This window comes from Clostridium acetireducens DSM 10703, from assembly GCF_001758365.1.
Lineage (GTDB): Bacteria > Bacillota > Clostridia > Clostridiales > Clostridiaceae > Clostridium_C > Clostridium_C acetireducens.
This window is the reverse complement of sequence record NZ_LZFO01000011.1, coordinates 46495-71883: the sequence shown is the minus strand read 5'-3', so window position 1 is coordinate 71883 and position 25389 is coordinate 46495. Positions and strand designations below refer to the sequence as shown.

Annotated in this window: 22 protein-coding genes and 1 pseudogene; 14 read left to right on the top strand and 9 right to left on the bottom strand. The window is 27.4% G+C overall.

The genetic code is table 11. The annotated features are described in order from the left end of the window. The 4 genes from CLOACE_RS05200 to CLOACE_RS11755 form a co-directional block, all read right to left on the bottom strand. A partial coding sequence (locus tag CLOACE_RS05200; protein ID WP_070109976.1) for a DUF1048 domain-containing protein occupies positions 1–966 on the bottom strand: 966 nt, incomplete at its 3' end. Positions 967–968: 2 nt separating this feature from the next. Continuing rightward, entirely contained in the window at positions 969–1289 is a 321-nt protein-coding gene (locus tag CLOACE_RS05195) for a PadR family transcriptional regulator (RefSeq protein ID WP_070109975.1), read from the bottom strand. 434 nt (positions 1290–1723) lie between these two features. Then, positions 1724–2023: a type II toxin-antitoxin system death-on-curing family toxin gene (locus CLOACE_RS05190; RefSeq protein WP_278287446.1), complete on the bottom strand. Its 300-nt coding sequence runs from the start codon at positions 2021–2023 to the stop codon at positions 1724–1726. A gap of 5 nt (positions 2024–2028) precedes the next feature. After that, positions 2029–2202, bottom strand: a complete 174-nt coding sequence (locus tag CLOACE_RS11755) for a hypothetical protein (RefSeq protein WP_175429435.1) — start codon at positions 2200–2202, stop codon at positions 2029–2031. Between the two features lie 565 nt (positions 2203–2767). Here CLOACE_RS11755 and CLOACE_RS05185 point away from each other — a divergent pair. From CLOACE_RS05185 to CLOACE_RS05165, 5 genes are all read left to right on the top strand, one after another. Further along, positions 2768–3034 (top strand): metal-sensing transcriptional repressor, encoded by a 267-nt coding sequence (locus CLOACE_RS05185; protein WP_070109974.1) that lies wholly within the window; start codon positions 2768–2770, stop codon positions 3032–3034. Positions 3035–3075: 41 nt separating this feature from the next. Next, on the top strand, positions 3076–5526 hold the full coding sequence (locus tag CLOACE_RS05180) for a heavy metal translocating P-type ATPase (protein ID WP_070109973.1): 2451 nt from the start codon (positions 3076–3078) through the stop codon (positions 5524–5526). Positions 5527–5644: 118 nt separating this feature from the next. Continuing rightward, complete coding sequence (locus tag CLOACE_RS05175) at positions 5645–5848, top strand: heavy-metal-associated domain-containing protein (protein WP_070109972.1); 204 nt, start codon at positions 5645–5647, stop codon at positions 5846–5848. A gap of 272 nt (positions 5849–6120) precedes the next feature. After that, complete coding sequence (locus CLOACE_RS05170; protein ID WP_070109971.1) at positions 6121–7611, top strand: spore germination protein; 1491 nt, start codon at positions 6121–6123, stop codon at positions 7609–7611. Position 7612: 1 nt separating this feature from the next. Further along, positions 7613–8755, top strand: a complete 1143-nt coding sequence (locus CLOACE_RS05165) for a Ger(x)C family spore germination protein (protein WP_070109970.1) — start codon at positions 7613–7615, stop codon at positions 8753–8755. 152 nt (positions 8756–8907) lie between these two features. On the opposite strand, the gene CLOACE_RS11640 is transcribed toward CLOACE_RS05165, so the two are convergent. Both CLOACE_RS11640 and CLOACE_RS05155 read right to left on the bottom strand, forming a co-directional pair. Further along, positions 8908–9105 carry a hypothetical protein gene (locus CLOACE_RS11640; RefSeq protein WP_139141312.1) on the bottom strand — a complete coding sequence of 66 codons (198 nt, stop codon included), beginning with the start codon at positions 9103–9105 and terminating at the stop codon, positions 8908–8910. Positions 9106–9417: 312 nt separating this feature from the next. Beyond that, on the bottom strand, positions 9418–10512 hold the full coding sequence (locus CLOACE_RS05155) for a GerAB/ArcD/ProY family transporter (RefSeq protein WP_070109968.1): 1095 nt from the start codon (positions 10510–10512) through the stop codon (positions 9418–9420). A gap of 216 nt (positions 10513–10728) precedes the next feature. Between CLOACE_RS05155 and recJ the strand changes: the two genes are divergently transcribed. From recJ to CLOACE_RS05140, 3 genes are all read left to right on the top strand, one after another. Next, positions 10729–12495: a single-stranded-DNA-specific exonuclease RecJ gene (gene recJ / locus CLOACE_RS05150; protein ID WP_101495389.1), complete on the top strand. Its 1767-nt coding sequence runs from the start codon at positions 10729–10731 to the stop codon at positions 12493–12495. Positions 12496–12608: 113 nt separating this feature from the next. Next, on the top strand, positions 12609–13361 hold the full coding sequence (locus tag CLOACE_RS05145; protein WP_084027551.1) for a PAS domain-containing protein: 753 nt from the start codon (positions 12609–12611) through the stop codon (positions 13359–13361). Then, complete coding sequence (locus tag CLOACE_RS05140) at positions 13358–14698, top strand: PAS domain-containing sensor histidine kinase (protein ID WP_084027550.1); 1341 nt, start codon at positions 13358–13360, stop codon at positions 14696–14698. Before CLOACE_RS05145 ends, CLOACE_RS05140 begins: the two co-directional genes overlap by 4 nt. Positions 14699–14757: 59 nt before the next feature. Here CLOACE_RS05140 and CLOACE_RS05135 read toward each other — a convergent pair whose 3' ends face one another. Further along, positions 14758–14955: an alpha/beta-type small acid-soluble spore protein gene (locus tag CLOACE_RS05135; protein ID WP_070109967.1), complete on the bottom strand. Its 198-nt coding sequence runs from the start codon at positions 14953–14955 to the stop codon at positions 14758–14760. A 54-nt stretch (positions 14956–15009) separates the two neighbouring features. Beyond that, a complete protein-coding gene (locus tag CLOACE_RS05130) occupies positions 15010–15207 on the bottom strand; it encodes an alpha/beta-type small acid-soluble spore protein (RefSeq protein ID WP_070109966.1) in 198 nt (65 codons plus the stop codon). 324 nt (positions 15208–15531) lie between these two features. Here CLOACE_RS05130 and CLOACE_RS05125 point away from each other — a divergent pair, with 324 nt between their 5' ends. Then, complete coding sequence (locus CLOACE_RS05125) at positions 15532–16584, top strand: undecaprenyldiphospho-muramoylpentapeptide beta-N-acetylglucosaminyltransferase (protein ID WP_084027556.1); 1053 nt, start codon at positions 15532–15534, stop codon at positions 16582–16584. Between the two features lie 461 nt (positions 16585–17045). After that, positions 17046–20558 (top strand): pyruvate:ferredoxin (flavodoxin) oxidoreductase, encoded by a 3513-nt coding sequence (nifJ, locus tag CLOACE_RS05120; protein WP_070109964.1) that lies wholly within the window; start codon positions 17046–17048, stop codon positions 20556–20558. A gap of 330 nt (positions 20559–20888) precedes the next feature. On the opposite strand, the gene CLOACE_RS05115 is transcribed toward nifJ, so the two are convergent. Further along, positions 20889–21107 (bottom strand): hypothetical protein, encoded by a 219-nt coding sequence (locus CLOACE_RS05115; protein ID WP_070109963.1) that lies wholly within the window; start codon positions 21105–21107, stop codon positions 20889–20891. A 119-nt stretch (positions 21108–21226) separates the two neighbouring features. On the opposite strand from CLOACE_RS05115, the pseudogene CLOACE_RS05110 reads away from it, so the two are divergent. From CLOACE_RS05110 to alr, 4 genes and pseudogenes are all read left to right on the top strand, one after another. After that, positions 21227–21836, top strand: a pseudogene (locus tag CLOACE_RS05110) (DDE-type integrase/transposase/recombinase); the annotation flags it as partial. A gap of 469 nt (positions 21837–22305) precedes the next feature. Next, the gene (locus CLOACE_RS05105; RefSeq protein ID WP_070109962.1) at positions 22306–22635 is read left to right on the top strand and encodes a DUF1292 domain-containing protein; all 330 of its coding nucleotides are present in this window, start codon (positions 22306–22308) and stop codon (positions 22633–22635) included. A 104-nt stretch (positions 22636–22739) separates the two neighbouring features. Beyond that, positions 22740–23381 (top strand): HAD-IB family hydrolase, encoded by a 642-nt coding sequence (locus CLOACE_RS05100; protein ID WP_070109961.1) that lies wholly within the window; start codon positions 22740–22742, stop codon positions 23379–23381. 722 nt (positions 23382–24103) lie between these two features. Beyond that, positions 24104–25255 (top strand): alanine racemase, encoded by a 1152-nt coding sequence (gene alr, locus CLOACE_RS05095; RefSeq protein WP_070109960.1) that lies wholly within the window; start codon positions 24104–24106, stop codon positions 25253–25255. Positions 25256–25389 lie beyond the last annotated feature (134 nt).

Genomic DNA, 25389 nt, shown 5'->3' with positions numbered 1-25389 from the left:
CTTGACAAACCCATGCACTCCATCTCCTGTTATTATTAAGATGGGCTTAAGGCTGATTTTGACTATTGTCAGTCCTATTCTACATGATTTTTTCACAGGGGTGTTGCATTTAATATTGCAATTTAAGGAAAAATTATTTTTATTATTAACAATAATATATCCACTGTAAATAAATATTATAGCTAATGCAAAATTAAGGAAAATATCAATTAGAGCAAAATGTGAGTCAATAAATCCTTTTAATCCAGTTTCAGTTTTGGTATTAGTGTTAACCAACATATCATCATTAGTTAATTGTCTACTTTTTTTATATTTACTATATTGATATGAATCTATAGAAAAATAAACAATAGAAGCTAAAATTAAAATGATATAAACAGGAACTGTAGCTATTACAAATTTACTTAAATATTTTGAACTTAAAATAAATAAGAAGTACACTATAAAAAATACAACCATAAATATAATGTTATGTCTTTTTTCAGACTTTTTATCTTTATTAAAGCTAGTTTTATGAATAAACGTAAATATTACATACACTATTGAAGCAGCAAAAATAAATTGTAATATAGACCATAAACTTAATGTGTAATTTAAAGTGAAAGGCTTTTTAGTTATAAAGTTTGTTACAGTAGTTATTGCAAAATCAATTCCTATTAAAATCATAATTATTAATGCAGTGTATTGTAATAAATCTAAAATTTTGTTGCTTTTACCATGGGCTTCTATTATTGAATCAGCAAAAGCTTTATAATCTTTACCAATTATTTCGTCTATATCTTTTCCATCTGCTTGACATTGTAAAAATATATCTAATATTTCTTGAAGAGCTTCTTCAATATCTATTTCTTTAAGACTGCTAGTTCTTATATAAATTATTATATCACCAAATATTTGAGAGTTTTTAGGAGATAAATTTTTACGTAATTCATTTAAAGTTTTAGAATAATTTTTTAGAGCTTTCATATCTACCCCTCCATAATATTATTTACTATTTTTTGTAATGAACCCCAATTAACTTGAAATTCATTTAATTCATCTTCACCTTGTACAGTAAGAGAATAATATTTTCTTTTAGGTCCTAAAGGAGAATTTTTCAATGTAGCTTTTAACAATCCACTTTTCTCAAGTCTTATGAGAAGAGGATATATAGTACCTTCTGAAATTTCTTCAAAACCAAATTTAAGTAATTTTTCAGTTATTTCGTATCCATAAGTTTCTTCATAACTTATTATTTTTAATATGCAACCTTCCAATATACCTTTTAAAAGTTGCGATTTCTTTGCCATAATATCACCTACCTTGTCTTACATGTTAGTCTGTAGCTATATTATAATACAAGTATCTTGCAATGTAAAGTAGTTAAAAATATTTCATAATAAAAAATAATTGAGATAATTTATAGATAAAAAATGAAATTATAAAAATAATAATATAGTGGCATAAATAAAGTTTGTAAATAAGTCATTTCATTAAGACACTCTAAGAATAAAAAATAAAAAAACTCCTACCCAATTTATGCACCGTCCTTGGTGCGGAAATTGGCTCATCACGTCCTGTGATGAATTACGGAGTTTTTTTATTTTTTATTCTAAGAGTGTCTAAAATTCATTCAAATTATTTACAAACTTTATTTATGCCACTATATTATTATTTTTATAATTTCATTTTTTATCTACAAATTATCTCAATTATTTTCTATTATGAAATATTTTAACTATGATTATTTTGAATTGCTAAAATCCTTATGACTATTTATCCATAAAAATATATCATCTTCATTCATTGTCCCTTTTGCAATTTCAAGTCCTAAATTAATTAATTCTGATTGAGTATATTGAATTTTAATATTATTAATTTTTAATAATATTATTAATACTGAAACTCCAATACGTTTATTTCCATCAATAAATCCATGATTTCTTATTAATCCATGTGCTATAACTGCAATCTTTTTTTCAATTTCTTTGTATAAATCTTCTCCGTTAAATGTAACAAATCCTCTGTTTAAAGCACTTTCAATTAATCCTATATCCCTAACTCCTTTAATGCTTCTATATTTTCATCTATTACATCATCCATCAAATTTTCTAAATTTTTTTGGTTTTTTTGTTTTAAAAATTCTACAAAATCTATTACTTGTAGTTTTGCAGTGTGAGGAAGTGTTTCAAAATCTTTTAAAAGTTTTTCAGCTAAACTCATATATATCACCTCTTTTTACATAAAGACTTTAATTTAATTATACAATAAATATTATATTTTTAAATTACCCAATAAAAGAATATATAATAATACTATTAAAACTTTATTTATCAATTATTTTATGGTTAATAAAAGAAAATATTTCATAATAAAAAATGACTAAGATAATTTGTAGATAAAAAATAAGATTATAAAAATAATAAGCAAAGTAGCGTAAATAAAGTTTGGAAGTAATTTGAATGAATTTTAGACACTCTTAGAAGAAAAAATAAAAAAACTCCGTAATTCATCACAGGACGTGATGAGCCAATTTCCGCCCCAAGGACGGGGCATAAATTGGGTAGGAGTTTTTTTATTTTTTATTCTTAGAGTGTCTTAATGAAATGACTTACTTCCAAACTTTATTTACGCTACTTTGCTTATTATTTTTATAATCTTATTTTTTATCTACAAATTATCTTAGTCATTTTTTATTATGAAATATTTGCTACATTATTGATTATTATTATCAACTACAGTATAATTATATAAAATAACACCCCCACTTGGGGAGGGAGGTATAAAAATGAATGAAGAAAAGAAAAAAGCAATGCAGAATTTAAAAACTGCTAAGGGACAAATTGAAGGTATTATAAAAATGATAGAGGATGGAAGGTATTGCATAGATATATCCAATCAAATAATTGCAGCACAAGGATTATTAAAAAGAGCTAATATGCAAATACTAAAACAACATTTAAATCACTGTGTTAAGGAAGCTTTCCTTCATAATAGTGGAGAAGAGAAGGTTGATGAAATAATGAAGGTATTAGAAAAGTTCGCAGGCAAATAATTTATATGATTTATTTTAAATAATTATTAGGAGGTGGGTTTATGGATAAAGTTTTTAAAATAGGAGATATGAGTTGTACAGCTTGTGCAAAGGCAGTTGAGAGAGTTACAAAAAAATTAGATGGAGTGGAAGAATCTAATGTTAACTTTGCAGTGGAAAAATTATATATAAAATATGATGAAAACAAAGTATCACCAGAGGATATAGTTAAAACTATAGAAAAAGCAGGCTATACAGCAAAGGAAGATTTGGAAGTAAAAAAAGTAACTATGGGCATTGGAGGAATGAGTTGTACAGCTTGTGCAAAGGCAGTAGAAAGGGTTACAAAAAAACTAGAAGGTGTGAGTAAATCAGAAGTAAATTATGCTTCAGAAAAGTTATTCTTAGAGTATGATCCTTCTAAAGTAAGACTTTCTGCAATTAAAGGTGCCATAGAAAAAGCGGGATATGTTCCTTTGAATGAAGATAATAATACTGTAGATAAGGATAAGGAAAGAAAAGAAGAAGAAATGAAGAACATGTGGAGAAAATTTGTGATTTCTCTATGTTTTACTGTTCCGCTTTTAATAATAAGCATGGGACATATGTTAAATATGCATCTTCCTAAAATTATAGATCCTATGATTAATCCTTTTAATTTTGCTTTAATACAGCTAGCTTTAGTAATTCCAGTAGTAATTATGGGAAGAAATTTTTATATTATAGGTTTTAGAACATTGTTTAAAGGAAGTCCTAATATGGATTCTTTAATTGCCATTGGTACTAGTGCGGCTATTGTATATGGATTGTTTGGAATGTATGAAATATCTATAGGAAATACACATTATGCCATGGATTTGTATTTTGAATCAGCAGCTACAATAATAACTTTAATAAGCCTTGGTAAATATTTTGAAGCTAGAGCTAAAGGAAAAACTTCAGAGGCTATTAAAAAACTTATAGGACTTACTCCTAAAAAAGCTAAAATAATTAATAATGGAAAAGAAGAAGAAATACCTATAGAAGAAGTTCAAGTAGGAGATATTATAATTGTAAAACCAGGAGAAAAAATTCCTGTAGATGGTGAAATTATAGAGGGAGTAACTTCTATAGATGAGTCTATGCTTACAGGTGAGAGTATACCTGTGGAGAAAAAAGAAGGGCATAAGGTTTTTGCAGCTACTATAAATAAAAATGGAAGTATAAAATTTAAAGCATTAAAAATAGGCAAAGATACTGTACTTTCTCAAATAATAAAATTGGTAGAATCTGCTCAAGGATCAAAAGCTCCTATTGCTAGATTAGCAGATATAATTTCAGGTTATTTTGTGCCTACAGTAATTACTATAGCGGTATTTTCGGGATTAGCTTGGTACATTGGAGGAAAAGGATTAGTATTTTCTCTTACTATATTCATTTCTGTACTTGTAATAGCTTGTCCATGTGCTTTAGGGTTAGCTACTCCTACAGCCATAATGGTAGCTTCAGGAAAAGGAGCAGAGTATGGAGTGCTTATTAAATCTGGAGAAGCTTTGGAAACTGCTCATAAAATAGATACTATTGTATTTGATAAAACAGGAACTTTAACAGAGGGTAAACCAAAAGTTACAGATATATATGTAGCGGGAGAATTTAAAGAAGATGATGTTTTAATTTATGCGGCATCTTGTGAAAAGGCTTCAGAGCATCCATTAGGAGAATCTATTGTTAAAGAAGCAGAAAATAAAAATTTAGATTTATATAAAGTTAAAAAACCTTTTGTCATTCCAGGTAAGGGAATAGAAGCTATAGTAGAAGGAAAAAATATAGCTTTAGGAAATAAAAAACTTATGGAAAGTAAAAATATAGACATAAGCAATATAGAAAATAAATTAGATGATTATGCAAAACAAGGTAAGACTCCTATGATAATGGCAGTGGATTCTAATATTACTGGAATTATAGCAGTGGCAGATGTAATAAAAGAAAATAGTTTAAAAGCTATAAATATGTTAAAAGATATGGGTATAGAAGTGGCTATGATTACAGGAGATAATAAAAATACTGCTGAAGCTATAGGAAAACAATTGAATTTAGATAAAGTAATAGCAGATGTACTTCCAGAAGATAAAGCTTCCCATGTAAAATCTCTTCAAGGAGAAGGCAAAAAAGTAGCAATGGTAGGAGATGGAATAAATGATGCTCCAGCTTTAGCACAAGCAGATATAGGAATTGCCATAGGTTCTGGTACTGATGTAGCTATAGAATCTGCTAATATTGTACTTATGAAAAATGATATTTTAGATGTGGTTTTTGCTATAAAACTAAGCAAGGCTACTATTAAAAATATAAAAGAAAATTTATTTTGGGCATTTGGCTACAATACATTAGGCATACCAGTAGCAGCAGGGGTGCTTACTTTATTTGGAGGTCCAAGATTAAATCCTATGATAGCTGCAGCGGCTATGAGCTTTAGTTCCGTATCAGTACTTTTAAATGCATTAAGACTTAAAAGATTTAAATTAAATATATAAATTTAATTTATTCTACTTATATATTTTAATATTTAAATGTGAAATAATAGAAAATCTATATTTAATTGTAGTTAATATAATTTTATAAAAATTTATTTTAAATAAAGGAGAGATTTATATGAAAGAAAAATTAATAATCGAAGGAATGTCTTGTAATCATTGTGTTATGCATGTTAAAAATGCTTTAGTAGAAGTTCCAGGAGTTAAATCAGTAGAAGTAAGTCTAGAAGACAAATGTGCCATTGTAGAAGGCGAAAATTTATCCAAAGAAAATCTTAAAAAAGCAGTAGAAGAAATGGGATATGATGTAGTAGATATTTAATAAAAAATAATTAAAATATAGTTTTTTACAACTATATAAACAAATTTCTAAGCATAATTTTAAGTTTTAAATTATGCTTAGAAATTTATTATAACTTGGTCATTGAAAAATATAAGAAAAAAACAATATACAATTATAGCATAATGACTATTTTATTAAAAAAACTTTAAACTAAAAAAAGTTGTATAGCAATTTTTTAAAATCTTGTATTAAATATGAAAAATTGCACATAATAACACTGGAGTAAAACTAAATCAGGTTGGTGAAAATACTTGAGTGAAAATATAAAATATAATTTACAAGAAAATATAGATTATTTAAAAAATGAATTTGAAAATTGTAGCGATATAGTGTTTAAAAAAATTAATATAGGAAACTTTAATAGTTACATAGTATATACTGACGGAATGATAGATGAATATTTATTAACTGAAGGAGTTCTAAAAAAACTATCCACTTTAAAATCTAATTTAAATGAAGTTTCTATAGATAGCTTAATACCCATAGGACAAATTACAAAATTAAATTCTTTAGATGAATGTATTGAAAAAATACTTTCTGGGGGAGTAGTATTATTTATAAAGGGTAAAAAATCTAGTTTGAATATTATGCTTCCAAAATATCCTGCAAGAAGTATTGAAAAACCAGAAGTAGAGCCTACTATAAATGGTCCTAAAGAAAGCTTTACAGAAACTTTAAGTACTAATATAGCTCTTATTAGAAAAAGGCTTTTACATAAAGAATGCAAGTTTAAAGAAATTAATATAGGCAATTATTTAAAATCTAAAATATCCTTAGCTTATATAGATTCTTTAACTAATAAGCACATTTTAAATGAAGTAATTAGAAGATTAAATACTATAAAAGAAAATAATTTGCTAGATGTATCTTACATAGAAGAATTAATAGAAGATAATCCTAATTCTATTTATCCTACAATGCAAATTACGGAAAGACCAGATAAAGTAGTGGCTTCACTATTAGAGGGAAAAGTGGCTATACTTCAAGAAAATAGCCCTTATGCTATAATTGTGCCTTGTTTTTTTTCTGACCTTTTTCAATCACCAGATGAATATTATTTTAGGTACTTTTTTGCTTCTTTTTTAAGAATATTAAGGTATTTTGGATATGTAGTTACTTGCTTTTTGCCAGCTTTTTATATAGCTATTACTAATTTTAATCAAGAGATGTTGCCTACAAAATTATTGATTTCTATACAAAATCAAAGGTCTGGTGTTCCTTTTCCTACTGTATTGGAAGCTTTTTTAATGGAAATTGCCTTTGAAATAATGAGAGAAGCAGGTGCTAGACTTCCAAAAGCTATAGGACCTGCCATTAGTATAGTAGGAGGTTTAGTTATAGGAGATGCTGCAGTTAGAGCCGGTTTAGCTTCTCCTGCAATAGTTATTGTAATAGCCTTTACTGCTATAAACTCTTTTTTAATTCCTTCTATACTTTTAAATGCTCCTAAGTTATATTTAAGAATTATTTCTATTATTTTAAGCGGAATTTTAGGACTTTGGGGTATTTTTATTGTTATATTGTTAAATTTAGCTCATATGGCTTCTTTAACTTCTTTTGGAGTGCCTTATTTAGCTCCGATTTCTCCTAATATAAATGAAACTTTAAATAATATAACTTATAGACCACCTATTTGGAATTTAAAAGAAAATAGGCTTAATATTTTTAGCAAAAAATATGACTCTATTATACGCAATAATAATAATAATAACTGCCAAAAAAATATTAGTAGGAGAGATTAATATGATAAAAAATATTATTTCTATTTTATTAATACTTATAATACCAATTGCTGCTTCAGCATGCTGGAGCAGTAATGATTTAAATGATATAGGAATTATACTGGGTATGGGCATAGATAAAGATAAACAAGACAAATTTGAAGTAACAGTACAAACAGTCAATCCTAGTTCGTCTAATGGAAGTGAAGGTGCTTCTAAAAATTCATCCTATATACTTCACTGTGCTAAAGGGAATTCTGTATTTGACGCTGCTAGAAATATATCTAAAGATGCCTCTAGAAAAAATTATTGGCCTCATGCTAAACTAGTTATATTAACAGAGGAGTTAGCTAAAGAAGATATTAAACCCTATTTAGATTTTTTTACAAGAGATTCTCAAAGAAGAAAAACTGCTTATTTTGTAATTTCTAATTCTTCTATTAAAAATATAATGTCTTCTGAAAAAGATTATGACAATGTACCTTCCAATGAAATAATAAAATTAATTGAAGAATCGTCTATTAATGGTTATGGTGTTAAAAGCAATATTAGAGATTTTATAAAAGAATCTGAAGATGTGTCTGGTGTTTCTTTTATGAATTGCTTTACTCAAAACTGTCCTCAGGATAAAATAGATAAAAAATCTAATAACACTTTAAGCAATGTAGGAATTTTTTATAAATATAAATTAATAGATTTTTTATCTTTAGAGGAAAATCGCATACTAAATTTTATAAAAAACAAAATTAAAAATCCTGTATTAACTTTTGAATATGAAGATAAAACTTTTACATTAGAGGTTACAAAATCTAAAACAAAAATTAAACCTAAAATTGAAAAAGGCAATTACACTATTAAATCTGATACTAATATTGATTTTAATATTGTTGAATACTCAGATAATTATAATATAGAAAATATAAATAAAAATGATTTAACTAAAACAGTAGAAAATTCTTTAAAAAGCTCTATTATGCAGCTTTTTAATAAATCTAAAAATATTTATAAATTAGATTTATTTGGATTTGGAAATGCCTTTTCTTATAAATATCCTAATATATTAAATTTGTCTCAAGACCAATGGCAAAAAATATTTGTTGAAAAAGTAAAATTTCAACCTAATGTAAAAGCTAATATTAATTACACTGGTATTAAAATAAGATAATTTAAATACTTATTCTTTTCTATTTATTTTACAATAGTAATACTTTATTAAAATACTACTGAAAATTCATATTAAATAAATATATTTAAAAGGAGAATAGAGATGCTTTTTTCTTTAATTCTATCTTCTATTTTTATTATTATGTTAGAATATTATTCCTTAATAAGGAATAAAAAAAAATTAGAAAATAAAACATTATATATATCTATATTTTGTTTAATATTCTCTATTGTATTTGCTGCTATAATAGAATTTAATATAATCAACTTGCCTTCCGTTTCTTGCTTATTAAACAATACAGCTAAATTATTATTACCTACATGTTTTATATCATAGATAATATTATTCAATAAAAAATACTTCATATAATTTGCAAATAGAAAGTAATTTAAAATAATAACATAGCCTCATAAAGGAATTTTGTAAATAATTTGAATGAATTTTAGACAGTCTTAGAATAAAAAATAAAAAAAACTCCGTAATTCATCACAGGACGTGATGAGCCAATTTCCGCCCCAAGGACGGGGCATAAATTGGGTAGGAGTTTTTTTATTTTTTATTCTTAGACTGTCTTAATGAAATGACTTATTTACAAAATTCCTTTATGAGGCTATGTTATTATTTTTAATTACTTTCTATTTGCAAATTATATGAAGTATTTTTTAAGTGCTAAACTTTTTATCTTTTGAAAATATAGAAATAATAAATACAATAATAAATATAAATTGCAAAGGTATATTAAACATAACCCAACCTAAATGCACAAATTCTTTCAATTCTACATAATTAGTGTAAGATTTAACTGCTAAAGGTACCATAATTATTGATAAAGGAATCAATATATCTTTATAATCTTTTAGCGAAAAGCTATATTCTATGGATTTAGATGTTACATAAATGCTTACAGCTAATTTAACAAAAGCAGTTAAAAACCAAGCTACTACCATAAATAGTTCTATTCTAGTAAAAAAATCTCCTGCTTTTATAGTTCTTACACTTAAAAAAGCTGGGAAAACCAATGTAGATGCTTGCTTTACTCCATATACTCCAATTGCTGCTACAGGTCTTAATATAAGATATATTGATGAAATAATAACAGCTTTTACATTATTTTTTGTTAAATTTTCTTTATCTCTAACCAAAGTATTTAAAAATAAAAGTATTATAGCTTCTCCATAGGGAAATATGAAAATTGCAATGCTAGGTTTCAATATATTTCTAAAATTAGATGCAAAAAATGGCTTTAAATTATTTATATCAAAAGAAATAATTCCTAATAAAATCAATAAAATTGTTAATATTAACAATGTAAAAGGAATTATTATTTCTACACATCTAGCCGTAACTTCTATACCTTTTTTTACTATATAGGCTGTAGTTAAAGATATTGTGAAAATAAAAACCCATATAGGTGTATCTTGCATAATTACAATATTCATAAATACAGCTATATTATTTAATATAAATAAAGAAAGTATAAAAGAATATACTCCTAAATAAGCTATTATTAATTTAGAAATATTTTTTCCAACTAATGTATTTAATATTTCTTCTAAACTACATTTAGGAAATTTTTTTATTATGTAAGATATCATAATTATTACTGCTATTCCCATAAAAGCAGCAATAATTTGAGAAATCCAAGCATCTCTTTTAGCTTCTTTTATTCCAATAGAAATTATTAAAGAAGTTCCCAATAAAAATCCTATTGTTATGTTCTTTAACTGTGCTATAGATATGTATTCTTTGTTTTTCATTAAGATACCCCCTAAAAGTAATATACCCGGAAAAACTTAATATATTCATAAATGGAAATTTTTTTAGATAAGAATTAATAGGGAGAAGTTGTGGAAAAAAATTCTACATAACTCTTAATTAAAAAAACTTGCATAGCAATTTTTTTTAAAATAAATTTACTTAGTGATATAATGTACTATATAATAAATTAATACAAAAAAAAGAGGTGGTAGTTTTTGAAACCTAGGTGGATGATAAGGTGTAGTAAAATTGATATAAAAGAATTAGCTAAAGAAGCCGGTGTAAGCGAAGTAATAGCTAATATATTAGTAAATAGAGGTATAAAAGAACCAAATGAAATAAAAAAATTTTTAAGAGCCTCTATAGAAGATTTATATGACCCATTTTTAATGAAAGACATGGATAAAGGTACTGATATAATAATAGATGCTATAAAGGAAGAAAAACACATAGTAATATATGGAGATTATGACTGCGATGGAGTAACTAGCACTGTTATATTGTATAGTGCTTTAAAAAGATGCGGTGCTAATATAAAATACTACATACCAGATAGAGAAAATGAAGGCTATGGCATATGCAGCGAAAGAGTAAAAAAACTAAAAGAAGAGGGCATAGAAGTAATAATCACTTGCGACAACGGCATAGCTTCTTTAGAAGAAATAGAATTGGCAAAAAAACTAGGAATGACAGTAATAGTCACAGATCACCACGATTTAAAATATTTTGAAGAAGATTCATACCATAGAAAATATATTATGCCAGAAGCAGATGCTATAATAAATCCAAAAAGAAGAGATTGCAAATATCCCTTTAAATCCCTTTGTGGAGCAGCTGTAGCTTTTAAATTTGTACAAGCTCTTTATAAAAAAATGGATATAGATGAAAAGGAAGCTTTAGAATTTATAGAATTTGCAGGTATAGGGACTATATGTGATATAGTAGATTTAGTAGATGAAAATAGAATAATTGTGAAAAACGCATTAAAAATGATAAGTAATACAAATAACTTAGGATTAAAAACATTAATACAAGAAGTAGGACTGGAAAATAAAGAAATAAAATCTTATCATATAGGATTTCAAATAGGACCTTGCATAAATGCTACAGGAAGATTAGATACAGCAGCTTTAGCAGTAGAACTTTTTTTAACTAATGATAAAGATAAAGCCTTAGAATTATCAAAAAAACTATGTGATTTAAATAGAGAAAGACAAGATATGACTAATAAAAATGTAGAAGAAGTAATTAATATAATAGAAAGTTCTGAGCTTATATATGATAAAGTATTAGTTATTTATAAAGAAGACATACACGAAAGCATTGCTGGTATAGTAGCAGGAAAAATTAGAGATGAATTTAATGTACCTACTATTATATTGACCAATGGAAAAAATACAGTAAAAGGCTCAGCTAGATCCATAGAACAATACAATATTTTTGAAGAGCTTACAAAATGCAAAGATTTATTAGAGAAATTTGGTGGACATCCTATGGCAGCAGGTCTTTCTTTAAAAAAAGAAAATATACATCTTTTAAGAAAAACACTAAACAAAAACTGCATACTAACAGAAAAAGATATAATTCCTAAAATAATTATAGATAGAAAAGTATCTTTAGAGGATATTTCTTTCAAACTAATAGAAGAGTTAGAATTTTTAGAGCCTTTTGGCAAAGGTAATTCATCACCACTTTTAGCAGAAAAAGATGTAGATATAGAAAAAATTCAAATACTAGGTAAGGACAAAAATACGCTAAAGCTTTTTTGCAAAATAAAAGGTGATGACAAAAAAATAGAAGCACTAGGTTTTGGAAAGGTAAAAGAATTTGAAGAAATGATGGAAGAAGAATTTGGCAATAGCGAAAAAATTATAGATAATCCTAAAGGATTAAAAATGGATTTTATATTTTATCCTTGCATAAATGAATACAGAGGTTTTGTAAATATTCAAATGAAAATAGTGGACTTTAGAATGTCTTAAGAAATTGCCATGCAATTTTTTTATATTATGCCATAAATAGAAGGAAATTTTTTAATAGTGTAGAAATTTATAATATACAAATTATTAAATTATTTATTATAGGAGATAAGTTAATGGATTATAGTAATGATTTTATAAATAATGAAACATTCATTACAAAAAAAGCAATAGATGCCCTTCCGTATATGGTTTGTATTACTAATAAACAAGGAAAAATACTTTATTTAAATAAACAAGGAAATAGCATACTTAAAAAAGAAAGCATAGAAAAAGTTAAAAATGCATACGAATTTTTGGAAGAATACAATGTATATTTAGAAGATAAAAAATTAGACAAATATACTTTTCCACTATATAGAACTTTAAAAAATGGAGAGCAAATTGAAAATTTAATATTATACTTTAAAAAAACCAATCCATGGCAAGAAGATAAATATTTATCTATGTCTACTTCGCCACTTATAGAAAACCAAGATATTATAGGTGCTATAATAACTTTTTATGATATAACTAAAGAGTTTACAAGTAAACTTAAATTTAAAAAAGAAAGAGAAGAATTTTTAAATTTTTCAGCAGAATTAAAAACTAAATGCCAAATAATTGAGATTTTAAGAAAAAAAGAAAAAGAACATTTAATGCATTTAAAAGATGTAATAAATAATATATCTGAAGGGATATTAGTATTTGACAATAAACATAAATTAAATTTATGTAATAAATCTATACAAAAAATATTTCATTTAAAAGCTATAGATTTTGTAAATTCAGAGAAATTTGTAAGTAAGTATTATTTATTTGATGAAAAAGGAAAAAAAGATTCTGTAGAAAAAATTTATAAAGAATACGTTAAAAAAATGTTTATATGAAGAATAAAGTATATAAAGTAAAAAATAAATATAAAAATGAAATAAAATATATAGAAATAAATATACGACCTATATTTAATGAACAAAGCAAATTAAAATATACTATTGTAAATGTAAAGGATGTTACTGATAAAAAAATACATGAAATACTTTTAAATAGAAAATCCCAATTTATAAAGGATGTAGTAAATACTATAGATGTACCTATTGCTGTTATAAACTATCCTTCACTAAAATATAAATTAATAAATAAAAAATACAAAGAAGTATTGAAAGTTATAAAAGGAGAAAATTTTAAAGAAGATGTAGTAGGTAAAAATATTACAGATATATTTTCTTATTTAGAAAATAAAGATGCCATTGAAAAATTAAAATATGTAGGAGAAACAGGAAAAAACTATATGTTATTAAAACAAAAAATCCTAGGAATAGATAATAAAAAGATATTTTACAAAATAGGGTTAATACCTAGAAAAGTAAATGGAAAAACTATTGAAATACATGTTCATGCAGTGGATATAAGTAATGAAATAAATACTAATTTAATGCTTAAAAAAATAAGTAAAGATAAAGATGATTTTTTTAATGTTATTTCTCATGAATTAAGAACTCCACTTACAATAGTTTATTCATCTCTTCAGTTGGCATATTATGTTTATAAAAAAGATATAAATCCTAATATTGATAAAATATTAATAACAATAAAACAAAACTGCAGTAGATTGTTAAAGCTTATAAATAATGTGTTTGTTATATTGCAAGGAAAAGAAGGAGCAATTAAAATAAATTCAAGTAATTTTGATATAGTAGAATTAACAGAAAACATAGTTACTTTAGCAAATAATTATGCTAAAAGAAAAAATATTTCTATAATATTTGATACTAACAAAGAAGAAAAATTAGTTTGTATAGATAAAGAAAAGTATCAGAGAATAATTTTAAATTTGCTGTCTAATGCTATTAAATTTACTTCAGAAAATAAAAAAATATTTGTTTGTTTAAATATAAAAAATGATTATTTTGAATTAAGTGTAAAAGACCAAGGTGTGGGAATGCCTAAAAATAAAATTAGTGCTATTTTTGATAGGTTCTGCCAAATTAATACTACTTTATCCAGAGAAGCAGAAGGTACAGGATTAGGATTAAATGTAGTAAAATTATTATTATCAAGTATGGAAGGAAAAATTATTGTAAAAACAGAAGAAAATAAGGGTTCTGAATTTATAATTAAATTAAATAATTATTATAAAAAAAGCAATAATACGCAAGAAATATCTATTATGGAGTCGGATATTGATAAAATAGTTGATATAGAATTTTCAGATATAAATTGCTAAAAAATATAATAAGGCTGTTAGCAAATTGCTAACAGCCTGCATATGTTTAATAAAACTAGTTATTTTATATTTTGCTCATATGCTTCCACCATTTTTCTAACCATGTTTCCACCAACTCTTCCAGCATCTCTTGAAGTTAAGTCACCATTATAGCCTTCCTTTAAGTTAACACCAACTTCTTTAGCTGTTTCCATTTTAAACTTATTTAAAGCTTCTTTTGCTTCTGGAACCACATTTTGATTATTATTAGTAGCCATTTGTATCACCTCCTTTCAAAATTATATATATACAATTTTTAGTAAATTTCTAAATTATTTCATACTCTTTTCATAAGCTTCTACCATTTTTTTAACCATGTTTCCGCCAACTCTTCCAGCATCTCTTGAAGTTAAATCACCATTATAACCTTCCTTTAAGTTAACACCAACTTCTCTAGCTGTCTCCATTTTAAACTTATTTAAAGCCTCTTTTGCTTCTGGAACTACATTTTGATAACTGTTATTTGCCATATTTATTACCTCCTATTAAAAGTTTAATTTAATTAATAGATTTTTTTTCTTTTGTTTAGTAGTATTTTAACCAATGCACCAATTTATATATTAGTTTGTTAGAGGAAAATAAGTTACTTTGTACATTTTTGTACATCTTTTTCTTTTTTTTTTGCAAAAATTGAAAAATAGAAGTGTGGTTTTGTGAAAAAAAGTATTTTTATAAAAATAGTATATGTATTTTCTTTTAAAAAATTTTTGCATATAGTATTATAAGGAATGTACTATAAATAATATATTTAGCAACATAAAAAGAAGGGAAGGATTCTTTTGAAAAAAATAATAATGACTGGTGGAGGATCAGCAGGACACGTTACACCAAACTTAGCTTTAATACCTAAATTAAAAGAAATGAAATACGAAATACAATATATAGGTACTGAAAATGGTATAGAAAGAAAGATTATAGAAGAAGAAAAAATTAAATATCACATAATAGAAAGCGGAAAACTTAGAAGATATATAGATATAAAAAACTTAACAGATCCTTTTAAAGTTGTAAAAGGTATATTTCAAGCGTATAAAATAATAAAAAAAGAAAAACCTAATATTATATTTTCAAAAGGAGGATTTGTTTCTGTACCTGTAGTTATAGCAGGTTATTTAAACAAAGTTCCTGTAATAGCTCACGAATCAGATATTACTCCAGGACTTGCAAATAAAATATCTACTCCTTTTTGTACTAATGTTTGTGTTACTTTTCCTGAATGTACAGAAAACATAAATAAAAATAAAGCAGTACTTACAGGAACTCCTATAAGAGAAGAATTATTTAAAGGTAGCAAAATTAAGTGTTTGGAAATATGCAATTTTAAAGGTGATAAACCTATACTTTTAGTTATAGGAGGAAGCTTAGGCTCTAAATTTATAAATGACATAATTAGACAAAGCTTAAAAGAATTGTTGGCGAAATATGATATAATTCATATTTGTGGAAAAAACAACTTAGATAATAGCCTAAAAAATGAAATAGGTTACAAACAATTTGAATATGTAAAAGAAGAGTTACCACACTTTATGAATGGAGCAGATTTTGTTATTTCAAGGGCAGGAGCTAATGTTATATTTGAATTAATAGCTCTTAAAAAGCCAAATATACTAATACCTTTATCTAAAAAATCCAGCAGAGGAGATCAAATATTAAACGCAAATTCTTTCAAAAAAAACGGTTATAGTTTAGTTATAGAAGAAGAAGAATTAAGCAAAAATATTATTATAGAAAAGTTAAATTATTTATATAACAATAGAAATAAATATATAAAATCTATGGAAAAAAGCTCACTTAAAAATGCAGTAGATTTAATAGTTAATCTAATTGATAAAATCAGCTTAAAATAAATAATTTAAAATAAAATCATCACATAAATTATTCAGTAATTTTATAAAAGAATAAGAAAACAATAGTTTTAATGAATTAATTGTGAATTTTAACCTTTAAAAATTAACATTTTCATTTACAGAATGAAATATTTAGTGTATATTAAATAATGAAGGACAATAAAATATGAAATTATAAAAGTAAATAAAAAACTTGAAAAAGTTTAATTATTTGTTTATACTATTATTGCTTTAATTTTAGTAATTTATGGAGTGTATTTGGTACATCCTTTAATTGTTAAAGACAAGCATTTAATTTTAATAGTGCTGTAAAGCATTACGAAAAAAGTTCTAAATTTTACAATAAATATTTTTTACAAAAAATTTGGAATAAAAAGTAGAAAAACAAGTTTACAAGTTTTGTGGCTTTTAGTCATAAAACTTCACATAAAAAATTTTATTTAGAAAGAAGGTATTTTTACATGAGAAAGATGAAAACTATGGATGGAAATACCGCTGCAGCGCATATTTCATATGCATTTACTGAAGTAGCAGCAATATTCCCAATAACGCCATCATCACCTATGGCAGAGCACGTTGACGAATGGACTGCTCAAGGTAGATTAAACCTTTTTGGACAAAAAGTAAAAGTTGTTGAAATGGAATCAGAAGCAGGTGCTGCAGGTGCAGTTCACGGTTCACTTCAAGGAGGAGCTTTAACTACTACTTACACAGCATCACAAGGTCTTCTTTTAATGATACCAAACATGTACAAAATTGCTGGAGAACGTCTACCAGGCGTATTCCACGTATCAGCTAGAGCATTATCACCACACGCATTATCAATATTCGGTGACCATCAAGACGTTATGGCTACAAGAGCAACAGGATTTGCCCTATTAGCTGAAACTAGCGTTCAAGAAGTTATGGACTTATCAGCAGTAGCTCACTTATCAGCTATTAAAGGAAGAGTTCCATTCTTAAACTTCTTCGATGGATTCAGAACTTCTCACGAAATTCAAAAAATTGAAGTTATAGACTATGAAGAATTAAAACCATTAATAGATATGGATGCAGTTAAAGAATTCAAAGCTAAAGCTTTAAACCCAGAACATCCAGTAACTAGAGGTACAGCTCAAAACCCAGATATTTACTTCCAAGGAATTGAAGCTGCAAACAAATTCTATGAAGAACTTCCAGCAATAGTTGAAGGTTACATGAAAGAAATAAGCAAAATTACAGGAAGACACTATGACCTATTTACATACTATGGAGCAGAAGATGCAGACAGAATCATAGTTGCTATGGGTTCAATATGTGACGTATTAGAAGAAACTGTTGATTACTTAATGGCTAAAGGTGAAAAAGTTGGTTTCTTAAAAGTTCACTTATATAGACCATTCTCAATAGAACACTTCTTTAAATATATACCAAAAACAGTTAAGAAAGTTGCTGTTTTAGATAGAACTAAAGAACAAGGTGCAGCAGGATTACCATTATACCTAGATGTTAAGAATGCTTTCTACGGAAAAGAAAATCAACCAGAAATCGTTGGCGGTATTTATGGATTAGGTTCAAAAGATACTACTCCAGCTCAAATGGTTGCAGTATATGAAAACTTAAATGCAGCTGCTCCAAAAGATAACTTCACAGTAGGTATTATAGATGACGTTACTAACAGATCATTAGAAGTAGGAGAAGAAATAGCTACAACTCCAGAAGGAACTGTAGAATGTCAATTCTGGGGATTAGGATCAGACGGTACTGTTGGTGCTAACAAGAGTGCTATCAAAATCATCGGTGACAAAACAGATATGTATGCACAAGCTTACTTTGCATATGACTCAAAGAAATCTGGTGGTATAACAGTATCTCACTTAAGATTTGGTAAATCACCAATAAAATCACCATACCTAGTAAGCCACGCTGACTTCGTAGCTTGCCATAACCAATCATATGTTAATAAATATGATGTTTTAGCAGGATTAAAAGATGGTGGTACATTCTTATTAAACTGTGTATGGAGCCCAGAAGAAGTTGAAGCTAACTTACCAGCAAGCATGAAGAGATTCATAGCTAAACACAACATCAAATTCTACACATTAAACGCTGTTAAAATAGCTCAAGAAATCGGTCTTGGCGGAAGAATCAACATGATTTGTCAAGCAGCATTCTTTAAGCTAACTAACATAATCCCAGTAGAAGACGCTGTTAAATACTTAAAAGACGCAGTTGTTACTTCCTACGGTAAAAAAGGTCAAAAAGTTGTTGACATGAACAACGCAGCTATAGACAGAGGAATTGACTCAGCTGTTAAGATAGATGTTCCAGCTAGCTGGAAAGATGCTAAAGATGAACCAAAGGTAGAAAAAGAAGTACCTAAGTTCATAAAAGAAATACTTCAACCAATGAACAGACAAGAAGGAGATAAACTTCCTGTAAGCAAAATGATGGATTTAGTTGATGGTACATTCCCATGCGGAACAGCTGCTTACGAAAAGAGAGGAATAGCTATAAGCGTTCCAGAATGGCAACCAGATAAATGTATACAATGTAACCAATGTGCATTTGTATGTCCTCATGCTGTAATCAGACCATTCTTAGCTAATGAAGAAGAAGTTAAGAACGCTCCAGAAGGATTCAATGTTGTTGAACCTAAAGCATTAAAAGGTGCTGAAGGAATGAAATTCAGACTTTCAGTAAGTGTACTTGACTGTACAGGATGCGGAAGCTGTGCTCAAGTATGTCCAGCTCCAGACAAAGCTTTAGTTATGAAACCACTTGGAGAACAATTAAAAGAACAAGACAACTTTGATTACTCAATGAAATTAAGCGTAAAAGACAATCCAATGAGCAAGAAGACAGTTAAAGGAAGCCAATTCGAACAACCACTTCTTGAATTCAACGGAGCATGCGGTGGATGTGGAGAAGCTTCATACGCTAAAGTTATAACTCAATTATTCGGAGACAGAATGATGATAGCTAACGCTACTGGATGTACATCAATCTGGGGTGGTAGTGCACCATCAATGCCTTACACAACTAATAGTGAAGGAAAAGGTCCAGCTTGGGCTAACTCATTATTCGAAGATAACGCTCAATTTGGATTAGGTATGTACACAGCTGCTAAACACATAAGAGCTAGATTAATCGAATTTGTTGAAGAAGCTCTTAATGCAGATATCGATGCTAACTTAAAGGCAGCATTAAAAGAATGGTATGACAACAAAGATCTTGGAGAAGAATCAAAAGTTGCTACAGAAAAATTATTACCATTACTTGAAGCAGCAAAAGGAAATGAAATCATAGCTAATATCTTAGAAAAGAAAGATTACTTAATTAAGAAATCACAATGGATCTTCGGTGGAGACGGTTGGGCTTACGATATCGGTTACGGCGGATTAGACCACGTTCTTGCATCAGGAGAAGACGTAAATGTATTCGTATTTGATACAGAAGTTTACTCAAATACAGGTGGTCAATCTTCAAAAGCTACTCCAAATGCAGCAGTTGCTAAATTCGCAGCAGCAGGTAAGAGAACTAAGAAGAAAGACCTTGGTATGATGGCTATGAGCTATGGCTACGTATATGTTGCACAAGTAGCTATGGGATCAGATAAGAATCAATTCGTTAAAGCTATAACTGAAGCTGAAGCTTATCCAGGACCATCATTAATCATAGCTTATGCTCCATGTATCAACCACGGATTAAAAGTTGGAATGGCTTGCAGCCAATTAGAACAAAAATCAGCTGTTGAATGTGGATACTGGGCATTATACAGATTTAACCCAGAATTAAAAGAAGCTGGAAAGAATCCATTCGCATTAGATTCAAAAGAACCAAAATGGGATGCATTCAAAGACTTCTTACTAGGCGAAGTAAGATACGCTTCATTACAAAAAGCTTGCCCAGAAGAAGCAGAAGCTTTATATGCTAAGACTCAAAAAGATGCTAAGGAAAGAGTAGAAAAATACAAAGAATTAGCAAGCAGATAATATATAGATTATAAAGTTCCTAGGGAATTTTCCCTGGGAGCTTTTTTTAGTTGAGAGTTGAAATTTATTTAGTTGAGAGTTAAGAGTGAAGAGTGAAGAGTTTTGGAGAATTTTTCTCCATTGCATTGCGAAAAATTTTTGATTTTGTGATTTTGTTTGTTATAATTTGATAGGGAAAATAATTTAAAATAATAAGATTAGACTCATAAAGAGAGTTTGTGTCAAGTTAAAGTGGGCAATTTTACTTTTTAAATTTTCCATTATAAATTCAGTTGAAAATTTTGTCCCAAAATGGCTTCGCCCGCAGCCCGAAAGGGCGCACTTATCCCGTTAATTTTTTATATGAAATTTAAAAATTAACGGGATAAGTTGAGTAAAGCTTCTTTCTTGAAAAAAACTTTGTATTGATTTTCTTCCATTAGTCATGGCGCAGCCTGTAAATGGTATACTTGCTTGTTGTATAGGATAACACTTACTTTCTTCTTTTTCTTCTATTTTAGAACCTAATTTTTGTACTAAATTACTTGAAATATGACCTATTGTATCCATTTGCAAATATTCATCTAATAAAAACTTATAAGCTTTTTCCCATTCTCTGTTTTAAATTCATATATGCGTCTTTCAAACTCTATACCTCCCATAATAGTTTTTATACAAGTAGATCTTAAACCTTTATTCATCATAATTATTCAAATTATATTAACTATCGTTGTAACGATAAAAAATTTAATCATAGCTTTTTTGTGGCGAAGCCTACGATTATAAGCCCTTCAAGCAATACCACTATAAAAGGTAAACTTGATTTTAAGGGTATGCGCTTCCCACTCCATATTATTTTAATGGCTTGTTATTGACTCTGAAAGTCGCCTAATTATTTCTTATCATCTATCTCCATACAGAGATGCAAAACAAGCTTTTAGTCTGTTTCATGATGCTAAGAAGCTAGGATCTCCTAGAGCCATAGTTACTGATAGGCTTCCATCATACAATATTCCAATAAAGTCGATATTTCAAAATACTATTCACATAAAGGTACAATCTTTTAAAGATGAGATTTCAAACAATATTATTGAGTCATTTAATAAAACATTTAAGTCTTGGTATAAAGGTTTAAAAGGCTTTAACTCTTTTGATAGTGCTAATAAATTAATATCAGTATTTATATTTCACTATAACTTTGTGCGCAATCATTCCTCACTACGTGATTTAACACCAGCTGAAGTGGTTGTAATTAGTTATCCAGTTAAAGCTAAAAATAATTGGTTGTTGGCTGCCTAACGGCTAGCGCTAGCGCTTTATATAAGTCTATTTATTTTTTAAAAGTATAATAGATAGGCTTTTTTGTTATGCAACAAAATATTAATTTTATAATTTTTATTATTTAAAATAAATCACATAGTAATTTTGCGATTTATAAAGCTATGTTTTCATAATTACTTAACACAACCAAATTATAACAAACAAAATCAAAAATTTTTCGCAATGCAATGGAGAAAAATTCTCCAAAACTCTCCACTCTTCACTCTCAACTCTTAACTAAATAAATCTCAACTAAAAAAATTGCATATCAATTAATCTATTTACACATAATTAAATTAGAAGTATTAATAAATCTAAAGATATTGTGGTTAAATAACAATATATTATAAATAAATGAAAGTTTTTTATAGAAATTCAAAAAAAGACTTTTAAAATATCATAATTAAGGGTAAAATGATACCATGTGACAAAAAGGAGGTAGTAAATAATGGATAAGGAAAAAATCAATAGCTGTGGCTGCGGTGAGGAAAATCATGAATGCCATGATGAACACTGTGGATGCGGTTGCGGAGAAGAAACTCATGAAGCAATAATGGTGGACTTAGAAGATGAAAATGGAAACACAGTTCCTTGTGAAGTGGTAGATGGCTTCAGATACAAGGATACAGACTATGTGCTTGTACAAAATCCAGAAGATGAATCTGTTTATTTATTTAAAATAGTAGGTGAAGGAGAAGAAGGAGAACTTGTAATTCCTGATGACCAAGAATTTGAAGAAGCATCTGCTTACTATGAAGAACTTACAGGAGAAGAGTAATAAAAAGGTGATGTAAGCATCACCTTTTTTAATGTAGTGTTTAAAACTAGTGTAAAATATACATAAGTATTTTTATATAAGAAACACAACAGGAGGGTATAATTGTGGAAAAGTTAGCTATTTTTGATGTAGATTATACTTTAACTAAAAAAGAAACATTAGTAGAATTTTATAAATTCATGCTTAAAAAAGACCCTAAATTAGTAAGATTTATACCAAGAAGTCTTGTAGCTGCTTTTTTTTATGTATTTAAAATTTTTGAAGCTGGAAAAGCAAAAGAATACTTTTTAGCTTTTGTAGATGGTATAGAAGAAAAGAAAATGGAGAAAATAGTTAAAGAATTTTATGAAAAAACACTTAGTAAAATATTTTATAAAGATGCCATAGACACTATGAAAAAATTAAAAAGTCAAGGTTATAAAGTTTATTTAATATCTGCCTCAGCAGAGTTTTATTTAAAGGAATTATACAATATAAAAGAAGTGGATAAGGTTATAGGTACCAAATTTAAAATAGAAAATGGAGTTATAAAAACTGAAATAGAAGGAGCAAATTGCAAAGGAGATGAAAAAGTAAATAGACTTATGGAAGTTTTAAAAGAAGAAAATATAGAAGTAGATTTTAAAAATTCCTATATGTTTTCAGATTCCCTTGCAGATTTACCCCTATTTAATTTAGTAGGACATCCATATCTTATAAATTATAAAAAAGGTCATGACAGCATAGAAGTGTTAAATTGGAAATAATGTTTTGTGGAGTTTAGAGTTAAGATTTAAGAGTGAAGAGTTTTGGAGAATTTTTCTCCATGGGCATTACGAAAAATTTTTGATTTTATTAAAATTTTATACTTTAAACCGAAGTTAGGTAGTTTACTTGTAGTGAAAACTGCTATACAAACTGTAGTAGCTTAGGCACGAGTATGTTGAAGCAGTAATAATCTCAATATGTATACATTTGTCCATATTTTGAGTAGCAGTTGGAGCTGAGATTAGCATATATAATTTGCAGATAAAAAATAATTAAAAATAATAATACTAGCAGCATAAAGCATTGTTACTGGGTGAGGGCATAAAGGAAGTTTGTAAATAAGTCATTTCATTAAGACAGTCTAAGAATAAAAAATAAAAAAACTCCTACCCAATTTATGCCCCGTCCTTGGGGCGGAAATTGGCTCATCACGTCCTGTGATGAATTACGGAGTTTTTTTATTTTTTCTTCTAAGACTGTCTAAAATTCATTCAAATTATTTACAAACTTCCTTTATGCCCTCACCCAGTAACAATGCTTTATGCTGCTAGTATTATTATTTTTAATTATTTTTTATCTGCAAATTATATCATGATTTTTTATTTAATCAAACATTATAACCACAGAGCATATAATTTTTCTATGCTGTGGCTCTAAAATATTAATGCATAATACTTTAATATTAAATTTAGATAATTAATTTTTTAAGGGTGGTTATGTTATGTTTAAGAATCATAGATTAGTTTGGCAGGAAGTTAATTTAGATAATTTAGCTTATAATATGAAAAGTGTAAAATCTAAATGTAATTGCAATGAAATTTTTGCAGTGGTAAAGGCAAATGCTTATGGACATGGTGCTGTTGAAATATCTAAAGTGCTTTTAGAAAATGGGGCTACAGGTCTTGCGGTGGCTACATTAGAGGAAGCTTTAGAGCTAAGACAGTCTTCTATTAATTGTGCTATTTTAGTTTTAGGTGTTACATCTACTGCTCTTTTAGATAAATTAGTAGAAAACAATATTGAAACTGTGGTGTTTTCTTATAAACAAGCTTTAGAAATTTCAAATATTTCTAAAGAAAAGTGTAAAATTACAAAAATTCACTTAGCAGTAGATACAGGTATGGGGAGAATTGGATTTTTGCCTAAAAAAGAAAGTGTGGAAGAGTGTTATAAAATAAGCAAACTTCCTAACATAAAAATAGAAGGACTTTTTTCTCATTTTTCCACTGCAGATGAAATTGACAAACAATATTCTTATGAACAGTTAAAAAAATTTAATTGGTTTTACCATAGTCTAACTGCCAAAGGAGTTAATATTAAAATTAGAAATATAGCTAATAGTGCAGCTATTATGGAGCTTCCCAATACCCATTTTGAAGGAGTTAGACCTGGAATAATTCTTTATGGACATTATCCTTCTAATGAAGTTAATAAAAGTGAAATTGATATTAAAAGAGTTATGAGTTTAAAAGCAAATATAGTCCACATTAAAACTTTAGATGAATGTGAATATATAGGTTATGGTAGAAAGTTTAGGACAAGCAGAAAAAGTGTTATAGGAACTCTTCCTGTAGGTTATGCTGATGGTTACACTAGAATGCTATCTGGCAAGGCTAAAGTCATTGTTAATGGCAAATTTGCACCAGTAGTTGGAAACATATGTATGGATCAATGCATGGTGGATTTAACAGATGTAGGACCTGTTAATATAGGCGATGAAGTTATTTTAATGGGTAGTGATGGTAATTTAAAATTCGATGCAGATGATATAGCAAAAATTTTAGGCACTATAAATTACGAAATTATGTGCATGATAAGCAAAAGAGTGCCTAGAGTTTACATAAAAAATGGAAAAATACTAAAAGTGCAATAATAGCAGAAAAATATATAATTGAGATAATTTCAGAAAAAAAACAAAAAAACTCCTACCCAATTTATGCCCCGTCCTTGAGGCGGAAATTGGCTCATCACGTCCTGTGATGAATTACGGAGTTTTTTTATTTTTTC